The 14440-nt window shown below is 45.2% G+C and carries 12 protein-coding genes and 1 tRNA gene; 10 read left to right on the plus strand and 3 right to left on the minus strand.

From position 1 onward, the window contains the following. Positions 1-313: 313 nt before the first annotated feature. The 7 genes from JHU38_RS07390 (at position 314) to JHU38_RS07420 (ending at position 7952) form a co-directional block, all read left to right on the plus strand. A complete protein-coding gene (locus JHU38_RS07390; protein WP_107581301.1) occupies positions 314-2011 on the plus strand; it encodes a sigma-70 family RNA polymerase sigma factor in 1698 nt (565 codons plus the stop codon). Between the two features lie 41 nt (positions 2012-2052). Next, on the plus strand, positions 2053-3063 hold the full coding sequence (locus JHU38_RS07395) for a PstS family phosphate ABC transporter substrate-binding protein (protein WP_107581302.1): 1011 nt from the start codon (positions 2053-2055) through the stop codon (positions 3061-3063). A 204-nt stretch (positions 3064-3267) separates the two neighbouring features. Beyond that, positions 3268-3723, plus strand: coding sequence for a copper resistance protein NlpE N-terminal domain-containing protein (locus JHU38_RS07400; RefSeq protein WP_107581303.1), 456 nt, complete (start codon positions 3268-3270; stop codon positions 3721-3723). 216 nt (positions 3724-3939) lie between these two features. Further along, positions 3940-4899: a transporter gene (locus JHU38_RS07405; protein ID WP_107581304.1), complete on the plus strand. Its 960-nt coding sequence runs from the start codon at positions 3940-3942 to the stop codon at positions 4897-4899. A gap of 30 nt (positions 4900-4929) precedes the next feature. Next, entirely contained in the window at positions 4930-5367 is a 438-nt protein-coding gene (locus tag JHU38_RS07410; RefSeq protein ID WP_107581305.1) for a Fur family transcriptional regulator, read from the plus strand. 131 nt (positions 5368-5498) lie between these two features. Further along, positions 5499-6734, plus strand: coding sequence for a sugar MFS transporter (locus tag JHU38_RS07415; RefSeq protein ID WP_107581306.1), 1236 nt, complete (start codon positions 5499-5501; stop codon positions 6732-6734). A gap of 204 nt (positions 6735-6938) precedes the next feature. Continuing rightward, positions 6939-7952 (plus strand): class II fructose-bisphosphate aldolase, encoded by a 1014-nt coding sequence (locus JHU38_RS07420; protein ID WP_107581307.1) that lies wholly within the window; start codon positions 6939-6941, stop codon positions 7950-7952. 833 nt (positions 7953-8785) lie between these two features. Here the strand turns inward: JHU38_RS07420 and JHU38_RS07425 are convergent. Continuing rightward, on the minus strand, positions 8786-9646 hold the full coding sequence (locus JHU38_RS07425; protein WP_107582319.1) for a Cbp1 family collagen-binding glycoprotein adhesin: 861 nt from the start codon (positions 9644-9646) through the stop codon (positions 8786-8788). Between the two features lie 13 nt (positions 9647-9659). Continuing rightward, the gene (gene rsmI / locus JHU38_RS07430) at positions 9660-10352 is read right to left on the minus strand and encodes a 16S rRNA (cytidine(1402)-2'-O)-methyltransferase (protein WP_107581308.1); all 693 of its coding nucleotides are present in this window, start codon (positions 10350-10352) and stop codon (positions 9660-9662) included. Positions 10353-10479: 127 nt separating this feature from the next. Here rsmI and JHU38_RS07435 point away from each other — a divergent pair, with 127 nt between their 5' ends. The 3 genes from JHU38_RS07435 (at position 10480) to JHU38_RS07445 (ending at position 12926) form a co-directional block, all read left to right on the plus strand. Beyond that, positions 10480-11085, plus strand: coding sequence for a thymidine kinase (locus tag JHU38_RS07435; RefSeq protein WP_107582320.1), 606 nt, complete (start codon positions 10480-10482; stop codon positions 11083-11085). Then, entirely contained in the window at positions 11063-12175 is a 1113-nt protein-coding gene (locus JHU38_RS07440; protein WP_107581309.1) for an AI-2E family transporter, read from the plus strand. The genes JHU38_RS07435 and JHU38_RS07440 overlap by 23 nt, the downstream gene beginning before the upstream one ends. A gap of 678 nt (positions 12176-12853) precedes the next feature. Beyond that, positions 12854-12926: transfer RNA gene (locus JHU38_RS07445), tRNA-Lys, on the plus strand. 604 nt (positions 12927-13530) lie between these two features. Here JHU38_RS07445 and JHU38_RS07450 read toward each other — a convergent pair. Next, the coding region (locus tag JHU38_RS07450; RefSeq protein ID WP_207859332.1) for a helix-turn-helix domain-containing protein at positions 13531-14440 on the minus strand (910 nt) is incomplete at its 5' end.

The raw sequence follows: 14440 nt of genomic DNA on the forward strand, positions 1-14440 counted from the left end.
AAAGATTTCCGGGCCGATCCGAAAAGCCGGAGAACCCATCCCAAACCGAAAGCCGCATCCATCTGTGGAAAGAAATAAAGCTCTCCACCTATCTTTATATATACGCGCGAACTCACCAAACGTTATGCGCCGTAACCGGAGATCTATTTTCGGATGTAAAATCTATTGGTTAATCCACCGGATGTGGGGATGAACAACCATTCAAATAAGTATCTAACAACTCTTTTTTACATATTCCCCCAAAAAAGTTTCAAAATTCATGCAGTCTTTCGGGTACAACCTACTCCTTTTAATAAAAAGGACAAATGTATCTATGAATATAGATATTGATATAGACGCATGTAAACAGGGAGAGCGAGAGGCTCTCGGAAAATTATATAAGACATATTCCGGCAGATTGATGAAAATCTGCTTGCATTATGTGGCAGATGAAAGTACGGCAGAAGATATTCTGCACGATGCTTTTATCATTATCTTCACCTCCGTCAAGACACTGAAAGACCACTCGAAATTAGAGGGGTGGATGATAACCATCGTAAGGAACCTATCGTTGAAGTATCTACAATACACAGGAAAAGACGAAATTCCTTTATCTTGCTTGGGAATAGAAATTCCAGACGAGAACAGCGAGAAAGAGAAGAGTATTGAACTGGAAGTGTTGTTGAAAGCAATAGAATCCTTGCCAAAGGGGAATAGGGAAGTATTCAAGCTCTCGGTTCTGGACGGTCTTTCACACAAGGAAATCGGAGAACTGCTTGGTATCAACCCACACAGTTCTTCTTCCCAATTATTCAGGGCGAAGAAAATGCTACGTGCGATACTAGTCGACTATTGGATGCTGTTCTTGTTGCCACTCCTGATTCCTGTCTATATCTATTTCGTGGCGAGCGATAAGTCCGTCGAAACTTCCGATTACAAGCCAACCACCGCGAACAAGCGCCAAGATCAATCAAGAAGTGTTCAAAAAGCAGAAGACAGACCGAAAACAAAACAACCGGAATATTCCAGCCCATCAAGCGTCAGCCGTGATGGAACGAGGGCAAAAATAACGGTTACCACCGAGAAGCTCTATTCGCAAATCAAAACAGACCGTGTGGCAGCAGAACGACAAACGGTACCATTCGGCGCAGATTCCTTACAGAAATATCCGGTGACGGCTATCCTCACAGAAGACTCTTTGTACCGTCTTGCACAGCTTCCCGAAAATAAAATAGCGGCATTGAATGAAAGCGTAAACCTCAATCTCAAACAAAAGAAGAGATATCCGTGGACATTCAACTTCGGTTATTCCTCCAATGCCGGCGCAAATGGGGCTTTGGCAAATCTGGATTATCTCTCCGTGGTGGATTATGCCAATGGTGGCATGGCAGCCAAGCTGTACACTTGGAATGACTATCTGGATTATCTAAACAGAAACGCCGCCTTGATGGATTCTGTAGAAAGAGCGAAATTGAACTATATAGCAATCAACAATATAACGGATGGCAATAAGAGCTTGAATGAAACGGCACGCCACGACCGTCCGAAGACTTTAGGCTTCTCGCTCAACAAGCAGCTAAGTCCTCATTGGACTTTCGGCACAGGATTGACCTATACAAGGTTGAAGTCGGAATTTGTAAGCGAATACCGTAAGGCGGAGCTAAAGAAAACCCAGAAGATAGATTACGTGGGCATACCGTTGCGATTGACTTACCGGCTGTGGGGCAAGGGCCGTTTCAACGCCTACGCCACGGGTGGCGTGACCTTTGAAATGCCTGTTCACAGTTCGCTCACCAAGAATTATATCATCACGACCGATTCGTCATACACACTGAAAGGTGACATCAAGCCTCGTTACCAGTGGTCCGTAAACATGGGCGTCGGCGTACAATATAAGATATTCAAGCCGTTCAGCCTGTATCTGGAGCCCAATATGTTCTACTACTTCAGGAATGGCAGTGGTCTTGAGACCTATCGCACGGAACATCCGTTTATGTTCACGGTACCCTTCGGACTGCGACTCACGTGGTAAACAAAAACGAAATATAGCGTACTAACTAAAAAAAAGAGATTATGAAGAATCTAAAATCTGCTACTTTCTTAAAAATGGTCTTTCGCCTATCTTTAATAACCATGATAGGTTTTATCCCGATGAGCTGCGGTGAAAAGAATACAGAAAGCGAATCCGTTCCGAGTATGTCCTTGGCAGATTTTCCCGCGCTGGACTGTTCTACTTCAACCCAGCCTCTTAGCGTGATTCTGGCATCAAAGGTTCTTGGACTTCCGTATCAATGGTGGCAAGATCAGGCTGTCACGCAAGTATGGTATGTTTCTATTGACTGGGAAAAAACCTCTCTCACAGAGTCTCAACGCGATCTTTTGAAAAGTAAGCTTAACTGCAGTACGACGCACGGATCATACATGAACCTGCTTGACGGTAAGGTGGAGCTTATCATTGCGTCACGAGATATTTCAAGAGATGAACAAAAATATGCTGACAGCAAAAATATTAAATTGATAACCCGCCCCGTCGGTAAAGATGGCTTTATATTTATCGTGAACAAAAACAATCCTGTCAACTCCTTATCCATCAAGCAAATTCAAGATATTTACACAGGAAAGATAGAAAACTGGAAAGATGTCGGAGGAAATGACGCGACTATAAATCCTTATGTGAGAAACGCGAATTCCGGTAGTCAGGAAAAAATGGAGACCATGGTGATGAAAGGTCTTACTATAATAGGAAAACCCGGTATGGAAACAGGAACGATGGCCGGACCGTTCTATGAAATACGTAAAGACGTGAACGGGATTGCCTACACACCCTTTTACTATTACAATATTATGACACGTGGTCAGGATTATGCCAAAGCAATCGGGATAGATGGGGTTCATCCCAACAAAGAGAGCATCAACAACGGGACCTATCCTTATGTCTCTGAAATCTTTGCTGCCATTAGGGCTGATACGCAACGTGACTCGTATGCTTATAAGCTTTTTGAATTTCTTACACAGAACAGAGCGCGGTCTGTCGTAGAAGAAAGTGGTTACGTGCCTCTAAGCTCTACAGCGAATGCCTTTTGATACGAAAGGACAAAACGCGCCGGTATATGAATACGGCTTACGCCATGTCATTTACAAACACGGGAATCCTTTGTTCCGCCTGTAATGTCTAATACAGGTCACCCAAAACTTTGGTTTAACTTTAATTACAACTTGATTTGCGTGTGTTGTCAAGCAGATTGCCTACTTTTGTCGTCACATTCAATCAAATTAATACGAGAAATTATGGGAAAGATTAAAAACGCAATTTTACTTTTTGCCGCCGGCACGGCGCTGATGGCATGTAACCAAGGCAACAAGACCGCAGCCAACGCGGAAGGCGCCGATTCATTAACCGCCGACTCTGTACAGGCCGACTCGCTCCGTTTTGAAGGCGAGATTCCAGGTGCCGATCATACGGCGCAGTATGTACTGGTACTCGCCAACGACTCTACCAACGGCTATCGCCTCACCGTGACCTACGAGGGGGCCACAACCGCCACCGAAAACTATACCGGAACGAAGGAAATCGTGAAGAAAGACGTGAAGGGACAGCCCGAGACATTCTACAAGGTAACTTATACCAAGAATGAAGACCCCGTCTACTTCAAGGTAGTAGGCGACTCGGTTCTCCGCATGGTGAACGATAAGTTCAAGGAGGCCGCTTCCAGTTTGAACTATGATTTGAGACTGAAGAAATAATTTGATATTGTCGATCACGACATGATTGAGTCGCCGGCACACATCCACATGACAGGTGTTTGCCGGCGACTTTATGTTTATATCTCCCGATTACTTATCCAATTCGTTGATTTTTTACTACTTTTGCAGTTATCATAGTAGAACGATCGCCCGTCCTGTCGCCCCGATATCCCGGCTACGACCTCTCGCTTGCGGCGGTCACAATAGGTTTTGAAGATGGGTTTCGTGAAGTTTCTTAAAACTTGGTCGCTGTTAGTGGGCCTTGCCGTGGGGTCAATCGTCTATCTGTTGTTTACCGAAATCACGGCGTTAGTACCGGTCGGCGAATTTTTCGGTCCTCTTTTGGTGACCGTCCTGCCGATCAATGTCTTCCTCATGCTTTATATCACGTTCTGCAAGATACAAATGGATGACATGCGTCCTCGTCGCTGGCACTTCATCTTACAGGGTATTCGCGTGCTACTCTCCTTTCTAGTAGTGATTTTGATCAACCTCACTACCGACTCCACGATGAAGCTTTTGCTCGAAAGCGTGTTTATCTGTGTCATCTGTCCGACGGCCGCCGCCGCTCCTGTCATTGTGGAGAAGCTGGGAGGTAATATCTCTTCGCTCACTGTTTATCTGTTCATCGCCAACTGCGTTACGTCCGTCATCATCCCACTTTTCTTCCCGATGGTGGAGAAAGACGCCGACATCTCTTTTCTCATGGCCTTCTTGATGGTTCTCAAAAAAGTGCTTATGGTTCTTGTCATCCCGCTTTGCAGCGCCTTGCTCACCCGTCGCTTCTGGCCTGCCATGGTGCGTTGGCTCAAAACCAAGTCTAATCTGACGATTTATATATGGAGTATCAATCTCTCCATCATCATGGGCATTACGATGAAGAGTCTGCTCCACGCTCCCGTTTCGGGTTGGGTGCTGGTCATGTTGTGCGTCATACCGCTGGTGCTCTCCATCTTTCAGTTTTCGCTGGGCAAAGTGATTGGACGCCACTTTGGCGACAGCATAGGCGCGGGACAGGCCCTCGGGCAGAAAAATACCGTCGTGGGCATATGGCTCACCATTTCTTTCCTCAACCCCTATGCCTCTATCGCCCCCTGTGTCTATGTCATCTGGCAGAATATCATCAATGCCGTGCAGCTATGGTATAAGCAGAAATACGGCTATCTGAAATGGTAATCAAAGAATTGAATCAATCCTGTGAAACTTATGGAAAGTAAAGAATGTGAACTACTGCTCGCCCGGCATGGAATCAAACCTACCGCCAACCGTGTCGTCATCCTTCGGACGCTGGCCGCCGGACGCCGCCCCATGTCGATGCGGGAGCTGGAAATGGAGATATTCTCTATCGACAAGTCGAATATCTTTCGGGCGCTGGCGCTTTTCAGAACTCGCCACTTAGTGCATGTCATCGAAGACGGCGACGGCGGGACACGCTACGAACTTTGTTACAGCCGCGACGAAGACAACGATGAGGACGAGCACATGCACTTCTTTTGCGAGTGCTGCCACCGTACTTTTTGCCTGCACGACCTGCACGCGCCCGAGGTTTCCCTGCCCGATGGCTACCGGCTGCATAGTGTCAACTGCTTGATTAAAGGCATTTGTCCGACATGTACCGGAAAAAGAGAAGCAGATAAAAGATGATGATTAGCTCTGTCGAAGACGACGTAAAGAAATCGAAGTGCGCAGTATTGAATTTTGGCTGTGGTGCGGTTGGTAGACTTTTTATATTATTTTTTCGTGAAACTGTTGTAATCTCATAATATTTACATTATATGAAACAAAAACACTCTGTCGCTCATCCCAAAGCTACCTTGACGTCCAAGGAGTTTCTGGTGCCTTTCATTCTGATAACGAGTCTTTTCTTCTTGTGGGGTTTTGCCCGTGCCATCTTGGATGTGCTTAACAAGCATTTTCAGAATGAACTCGATATCAGCATCACGCAATCGTCGCTCATTCAGGTCACAACATACCTTGGATATTTCCTGATGGCCATTCCCGCGGGATGGTTTATCAATCGTCATGGCTATCGTTTGGGTGTGGTGGTAGGCCTTATGCTGTTTGGTATCGGGGCGCTGTTGTTTATTCCCTGTTCGGCCATGGGTACGTTTTATGCCTTTCTGACCGCATTGTTCGTCATCGGCTGTGGCTTGGTGTTTCTGGAAACGTCGGCTAATCCCTACGTAACGGAACTTGGCCATAAGGATACGGCCACCAGCCGACTGAATTTCTCGCAGTCGTTCAACGGCTTGGGCAGCCTGTTTGCGACCTTCGTGGTGGGACAGTTCTTCTTTAGCGGCGCGCGAAGTTCATGTGACGTGGTTATACCTTATACTATTTTAGGTGTATTGGTGCTGATGATCGCGTTGGTTTTTTCGCGTGTGAACCTGCCGGAGATCAAGCATGAAGAGACAGCTGAGGACAAAGTGGCTGACACGCGCATTATGAAGCTCTTCAAAAAGCATCCTATGTTCGTATTCGGCCTGTTTTCACTACTGGCTTATGAGGTGGCGGAAATATCGATCAATAGCTATTTCATCAACTTTGTGACGGGTCAGGGATGGATGGACGATAACAGTGCCAGTATCGTACTGACCGTGGCTTTGGCCTTTTTCATGGTAGGTCGTTTCATCGGAAGCTGGATTATGCAGCGAGTGCCTGCGGAGATCACGTTGCTTTTTTGCGCGGTCGGCAGCGTGCTTTGTATGGTAGTCGTACTGTTCGACTTAGGCAAGTTGTCTATGGTGGCCATCATCTGCAACTATCTGTTCGAAGCCATTATGTTTCCCACGATATTCTCTTTAGCCTTACGGGGGCTTGGAAGTCTGACGAAAAGCGCGTCTTCGCTTTTAATGATGACGCCTATCGGTGGTTGTGGCTTCTTATTGATGGGGTGGATTGCCGACAGCAGCAATCTGATAATTCCGTTCCTCATCCCCTTCTTCGGCTATTTTGTCGTGTTATTGTTTGCTTCTGAACTGACTCGGAAAAATACGTCGCTCAGACGATAAACCGATGTGAACTGACATTAATTTGCAACCCCCGTTTTACAAAATGTAAGAAGAACGGTGGCATTTCGTATTATTCTTAATTTTTTAACCCGCGCGCATGACTAAATCATGCGCTATTTTTTTGTATTGCGGAAAGAAAATGGTAATTTTGCATGCGATAGAAGTTATTAGAAAACATTTTTTTTACATAATAAACATATAATTATGGCAGTAAGTTTCAAAGAATTAGGTCTCGTAAATACACGCGAGATGTTCAAGAGAGCCGTAAACGGTGGTTATGCTATCCCGGCATTCAACTTCAATAACCTGGAGCAACTTCAGGCTATCATTAAGGCTTCTTCAGAATTGAAGTCACCGGTTATCCTGCAGGTATCAAAAGGTGCCCGCAAATATGCCAACCAAACACTTCTCCGCTATTTGGCAGAAGGTGCTGTCGAGTATGCGAAAGAACTGGGTTGCCATCATCCTGAGATCGTATTGCACCTCGATCATGGTGACAGCTTCGAGCTTTGCAAGAATTGTGTAGACACAGGCTTCTCGTCTGTAATGATCGACGGTTCTTCACTTCCTTACGAAGAGAACATTGCTCTCACCAAGCAGGTCGTTGACTACGCGCATCAGTTCGACGTAACAGTTGAGGGTGAGCTCGGCGTTCTCGCGGGTGTAGAGGACGAAGTCGTAGCAGAAGAGTCTCATTATACAAAGCCCGAGGAAGTTGTTGATTTTGCTACCCGCACAGGTGTAGACTCTTTGGCTATTTCTATTGGTACTTCTCACGGTGCGTATAAGTTCAAACCAGAGCAGTGCACACGTGATCCGAAGACCGGTCGTCTGGTTCCTCCTCCATTGGCTTTCGACGTATTGGAAGGCGTAGAAAAGGAACTCCCCGGATTCCCAATCGTTCTCCACGGTTCTTCTTCCGTACCCCAGGAGTATGTAGATATTATCAATGCCAACGGTGGTAAGTTGCCTAATGCAGTAGGTATTCCTGAAGAGCAGCTTCGCAAGGCTTCTAAGAGTGCTGTTTGCAAGATCAATATCGACTCAGACTCTCGTCTGGCTTTCACAGCCGGTGTTCGTGAGACATTCGTTCAGCACCCGGATTACTTCGATCCCCGTCAGTATTGCGGCAAGGCTCGTGAGTATATGGAGCAGCTCTACGCTCATAAGATAAAAGAGGTACTTGGTTCTGACAATAAGTTGGCACAGCTTGACTAATTGGTTTCTCAGGGCTTAGTGTAATTTTGATTCACGCAAGAGCTTGAAATAATAGAATCCGGTCTTTACAAGAGATCGGATTCTATTTCTCTCTTCGTGAAGCAAATCTGTCAGGAAGGCTCCTACGAAGGCCCCCGACTATAGATTTGCGTGAAAGAAAATAATAAGATATTTTTTATGACTCTCTATTTTTGAGGAGGCGCTTGTGGTCCGTGAGGATGGAGCAAGCGCCCATTTTTTTATCTTATATTTCTAAAATATTGGTGTCCGGCAAACAAATTATAGCGATAAATCATGTCTTTTCGCCGTCCCGGCAAATGACGGCAGGCTTTCCGGGCTCTCGGAAGACATCAAAAACAAAACAGATGTTAAATGCAGAACCTCTGCAAACGTCAAGGTATAACAGATGTTAAATGCAGAACCTCTGCAAACGCCAAGGTATAACGGGTGTCAAATGCAGAACCACTGCAAACGTCAAGGTATAACAGGTGTTAAATGCAGAACCTCTGCAAACGTCCCGGCAAATGACGGCAGACTTTCCCGACGCGTGGAACACACCAAACCAAAAGGATTTTTTTAGTAAGGGTCGCTATTTGGGGCAAAAAGTAAGCCACTACCGGCTATACATGCCTGTAGTGTCGATAAATAAAGGATTGCAGAACTGTCAATCAGTTTTTACCGGACACCAATATTTCTAAGACGAAGGAAACAGAAGTCCGCTCAAGAACCCAAAGAGCGAAGACTTAAACGAGAGTCAATAAGGAAAAAAACTCCCGCATTGCCAAGTTAGTTGGCAATGCGGGAGAATATCATGTGAAAAGTAGAATGTAATTCTACTTGACAAGTACAACGAGATACTTGCTGGTGCTCCAGAAGAGGTCAGGGTTGGTAATTCGCAAGGTGTATTGCTTATTACCATCGCGTGTCAGCGTGTAACTGCTTGATGGATGGGTTGTCAGAATCTTGGCAGACTTAGAGTAGAGATTGACAACTTTGTCCACACGGATATCAATTTTGGTGAAATAGCTCTTGTTGAAGTTGGACTGTAAAACCTTACCGTCTTCAACAATGCGCTGACTCTTCAACTCTTTCTTGGTGCCGAATACGTACCATGCCGTGTTCAGCTGCTTATCTTGTGAGCTGATGGTCTGGCTCTTGGCATTACTTTCGGCCGTGAGGCTTGATACGTTGGTGTTTAGGTTGTTGATGGTTTCATCCAGTTCGGTGATATGGATGTCCTTGGCATCGAGTTCACTACGCAACTGTTGCAGTTGTTCGTCTTTCTCATTAAGTTGTTTTACGAGGTTTTCGATGGTTGTTTTGAACTGCTCACCGTGGATACTGCTCTCGCGGAGCTGCTTCTGAAGTTTGCCGATCAACTCACGGTTGCGCTTCATGGCGTTGGAGATGAACTTGACGTTCTCTCTGATTTGTTGCGACTTGTTGGCTCCTTCGCCATCTTTCACAATGTTCACACGGTTTTCTGCCTGATTGATTTCATTGAAACCTTCCTGTATCTCATTGAGTGTTCCCAACATATCGTTTATCTCATTATCTTTCTGATCAATGATTTTCTGTAAGGAATCCGACTGTGCGAGATTAGCTGCGTCAAGTGCTGCCTTCTCCTGTTTGCAACTATTGAATGAGAGCAGTGCTGCACCACCCATCATTACGTAAATCAATAACTTTTTCATCATTTGATTTGGTTTATAGTTCTTTATTCTTTTTATGATCACTCCCCTCAAGGACGATAACGATTTCTCCCCGTGGTTCAGACTCTCTAAAATGCCCGATTACTTCCTGAAGAGTACCGCGAATATGTTCTTCGTGCACCTTTGATATTTCACGGGCCACGCTTACCGGTCTCTCCGCTCCGAAATATTCGGCAAACTGCTGCAGAGTCTTTAACAAACGATAGGGCGATTCGTAGAAAATCATTGTACGCTGCTCTTCTGCCAGTTGCCTTAACATAGTCTGCCGGCCTTTCTTCTGGGGTAGAAAACCTTCAAAACAGAAGCGGTCGCACGGCAGCCCTGAGGAAACAATAGCCGGAATACAGGCAGTGGCTCCGGGCAAGGTGACAACGGTTATACCTGCTTTCGACGCTTCACGGCTGAGCAAGAAGCCCGGGTCGCTTATTCCCGGTGTGCCGGCGTCACTGATCAGCGCTATGGTTTGCCCCCCTTTGAGTCGTTCTATGATACCGGCTGTAGTTCCGTGTTCATTGAATTTATGATGCGACATCAGATGGTTTTTGATATCGAAATGCTTCAGCAGAATGCCCGAAGTGCGTGTGTCTTCTGCCAGTACCAAATCCGCTTCTTTCAAAATGCGGATGGCGCGCATCGTTATATCCTCCATATTTCCGACCGGCGTAGGTATAATATATAATGTACCCATATGTTAGACAAAGATAGTTAAATAAAACACATCTCCAAAAAAAGCAGGTATTTCTTTGCAATTTTTAAATCCTATTCGTAATTTTGCAATCGTATTGATCGAATAAAACATCCTCTTTGTACGCATGATGAATGAAAATGTTGCTGGTGAAGCTCATCGCCTGGGAAGAATAGAAGTTGTTTGTGGTTCCATGTTTTCAGGAAAGACAGAAGAACTCATAAGGCGTATGAAGCGAGCAAAGTTTGCACGGCAGTCCGTCGTCATATTCAAGCCGGCGATTGATACGCGTTATTCAGAAGAGGATGTTGTAAGTCACGATCAAAATTCCATACCCTCTACTCCCATTGATTCATCGGGCAGCATTTTGCTGCTCTCTTCCGGCATTGACGTTGTCGGCATAGACGAAGCTCAGTTTCTTGACGACGGCTTGGTAGGTGTTTGCAATGACCTGGCCAATCGTGGCATACGGGTCATCGTGGCCGGGCTCGATATGGACTATAAAGGCATACCTTTTGGCCCGATGCCCGGATTATGTGCCATTGCCGACGAAGTAACCAAGGTGCACGCCATCTGTGTCAAGTGTGGCAATCTGGCCTATGTGAGCCACCGTTTGGTGGCTGGCGACAAGCGTGTCATGTTGGGTGAGCAAGCTGAATATGAACCATTGTGTAGGGAATGTTATCAAAAAGCATTAAGGGAGGATATGAATCATGAAACAGGAAATCACCTTTGATAAATTCATCCGATGGGCAGGCATAGCGCTTCTTGTCATGGCCATCCTTTTGTTGGTCAATTATCTTAGTAATGTTCTTTTGCCGTTTTTCGTAGCTTGGCTGCTGGCTTATCTGTTGTATCCTGTTGTCAAGTTTATCCAATTTACGCTTAGGGTCAGAATACGTGTCATCGCCATCATCATCGCCATGCTCATGGTGCTGGCTGTCATAGGTCTTGTTACCTATCTGATCATCCCGCCAATGATCGACCAGTTTGATAAACTGGAGAAAATCTTGCGGCAATGGGTTTCCAACACCACGCATTCTAATGATATTACGGTAGCGATCTCTCAATGGATCCGGACTCATCAGATTGAGGTGGAAAACTTTTTCAAGAGTAAAGACTTTGCCGATGCCGTGAGGATGGCTATGCCTAAGGTGTTCTCATTTGTCGGTCAGACCGCAAGTATAGTCGTGAGTATCATCGCTTCAATGATAACGCTGCTCTATATGTTCTTTATCCTGCTCGATTACGAAATGCTCACAACCAATTGGATTCGTATTTTTCCCAAGAAAAACCGACCGTTCTGGAATGAACTAATGCAGAGCGTGGAGCGTGAACTCAACAATTACATCCGTGGACAGGGCATGGTGGCTCTCTGCATGGGCATCATGTTCTGTATTGGTTTTACAATCATCGATTTTCCGTTGGCCATTGGATTGGGCATATTGATCGGCATTCTTGATCTCGTGCCCTATCTCCATACTTTTGCCCTTATTCCAACAGCGTTTCTCGCTATGCTTAAAGCTGCCGACACAGGGCAGAACTTCTGGTGGGTGTTTGGTGCGGCTTTGCTGGTTTTCTGTGTCGTGCAGGTCATTACGGATTTTGTGGTGACGCCAAAGATCATGGGAAAGGCCATGGGACTCAATCCCGCCATCCTTCTGCTTAGCCTTTCCGTTTGGGGAGCGCTGCTGGGATTCATTGGTTTGATTATCGCCTTGCCGCTTACGACGCTCCTTATCGCTTACTGGCAACGTTATGTGACGAAAGAAAGCACCACCCATCCGTCCCGGCAAGGCACGGATGAAGATGAAGAATTATGTTAGAAAAAATCGCATTTTTTTAACACTTCTACAACGTGTCATCCGGCTGCCGAAATGGCGAAAAATCCCTTCGCTTTACCGATTTTTATACCCTTTTATGCCCAAAGCTATCCTTTTATCGGCTCAAAGCACAGCGATTAACCCGCCAAACCATAGCTTTTAACCGATAAAAGGGCCGCGATTACGGCCTGAAAGCATAGCGATTAAAGGTAAAAAAGTGACAGGAAAACACTCATAAAAATACAATATATTGATAATCAGCGCTTTATAAAGTCGCTCAAAAATCGCTTATTTCCGTCCGTCTCCTTTCTTTTTCAAAATAACCCCACTTTTTTGATGGTATATGTAAAGATAATTCAGGGTAAAGACATAAAAACATATTTTTCTCATGTTGTTTTTTTGACATAAAGACATAAGGACATATTTTTTATTCATGTTGTTTTTTAAGGACATAAAGACATAAAAACATATTTTTCAGATTGTCGGAACAAAGGACATAAGGGCCGCAAACGGCCAAGAAAGACATAAAGCTAATGGGAAATGTGATGTGTGAAATGTAGAATGTAAAATGTGGAGTTGTGGAGCAATATTGTCCTAACACTGAAAAAACAAATGAATAATTTGCAAGAATAAAAAAAACTTTTTACCTTTGCACACGCTTTCAGAAATGAAGCTAGCGTTGATCCGCTAGCTCAGTCGGTAGAGCACAACACTTTTAATGTTGGGGTCATGGGTTCGAGCCCCATGCGGATCACAAAACGGTAAAAAAGGGGATTCTTCGCGAATCCCCCTTTTTTTTGTTTCATACACAGGCACTTGTTAGCTAAATGGCACATTTAGAGGAAGTTATGCTAAATGTTGCACCTGCGGCTAACAGGACACAACAGGAACAAAAAATATCTATCGGGAACGAAAAGTGTTACCACCTCCCAAAAATGTGTTACCGCTTGCACATTAAGACTCTCAAAATGCTCCTTTAGCCGAGTAACTATCAGAAACATAATTTATACTAAATACTAAAATTATTGATAGTTTTGTAGTCTAATGTTGATACTAAATATTATCCTTGTAAAACATAATGTTTGGCAAACATAATTATTAACGGTATGGAGAAAGACATAAAGCTAACAGGAAATGGGGAGTATGGAGTGCAAAAAGATAAGCTGATTGAAGCCTTACAAACGTAAAGACATAAAAAAAGGGGCTCCGCTGAGTCCCAATCTTGTTAACCTTAAATCTAATACCATGAAAAACACGATGCAAAGATAAAACGGATATCTACATTTTGCAAATATTATTGCGTCATATTCTCGTTATTACGCAATTTATTGATTTACATCAAGCATATAATCCTGTAGCTACTTCTCCTCGTTGAAATTCCAGTGCATCGAACGGCTCGTGCGGTACTGGTGGGGTGAAAGCCCCGTATGCCGACGAAAGAACCTGCTGAGGGCAGACTGGTCGGGAAAGTTAAACATCCGGGCCACCTGTGTGATGGACAGCGACGCATCCATCAGCCTCACCTTGACCTCCGCGGTCAGGTGCGAGTCGATAATCTGTTTCGGCGTGCGCCCCCTTGTGTGCCGCCATACTATTTTGTTGAGATAACGCTGGGATATGTTCAACTTGTCGGCATAGTAGCCCACCTGATGTTGCCTTACGGCTTCTGTCCTTATCAGACTCATAAACTTATGAGCAATGAACTGCGTGGTGGTAAATTTGTTGTGGGTGCTGATGCGCTCCTGTATCGTGCCGAAGTTCCACATCCAGAAGCCTTGTAGGAATACCTCTTCTTGCAGTTGTACGAAACGTGGGGACGCCTCGTCGGAAAACAGCATCGCTGCCATATCCATCCACAGCAATACCTCGCGCCATGTCGTGCAACTGCGTTCGTCGGGGGTATGCCGGTAGATAGGATGTGCCTCGTTGTAATCGAAGAATATCGGGTCAATGGGTAGGGCAATCTTTGCGAACAGATCGCTGGAGTACACGAACATCCTTACCATAAAGTCAGGCGAACTGTCGAGGCATTGGAATACGCCGCCCGAAATGAATGAGATTTCCGTTTCGGGGTGCAACTCGCAGAGTTCGCTTCCTACGTTCAGCGTTGCAGTACCGGAGACCACCACCATATATACGCCCATATCGGTCTTGACAGGATATTGACTTATCCCTGCAAGGTTTCCGATGGTGTATCGTATCCGCTGTCCCTCTTTCCTGACTTCGTCAATGCGTACCCCAAAATTTTTCGTCAAAGAGTTTTGTGAT

Origin of the sequence: Prevotella illustrans, assembly GCF_017426725.1 — a bacterium.
In the GTDB taxonomy this organism is placed as follows: Bacteria; Bacteroidota; Bacteroidia; order Bacteroidales; family Bacteroidaceae; genus Prevotella; species Prevotella illustrans.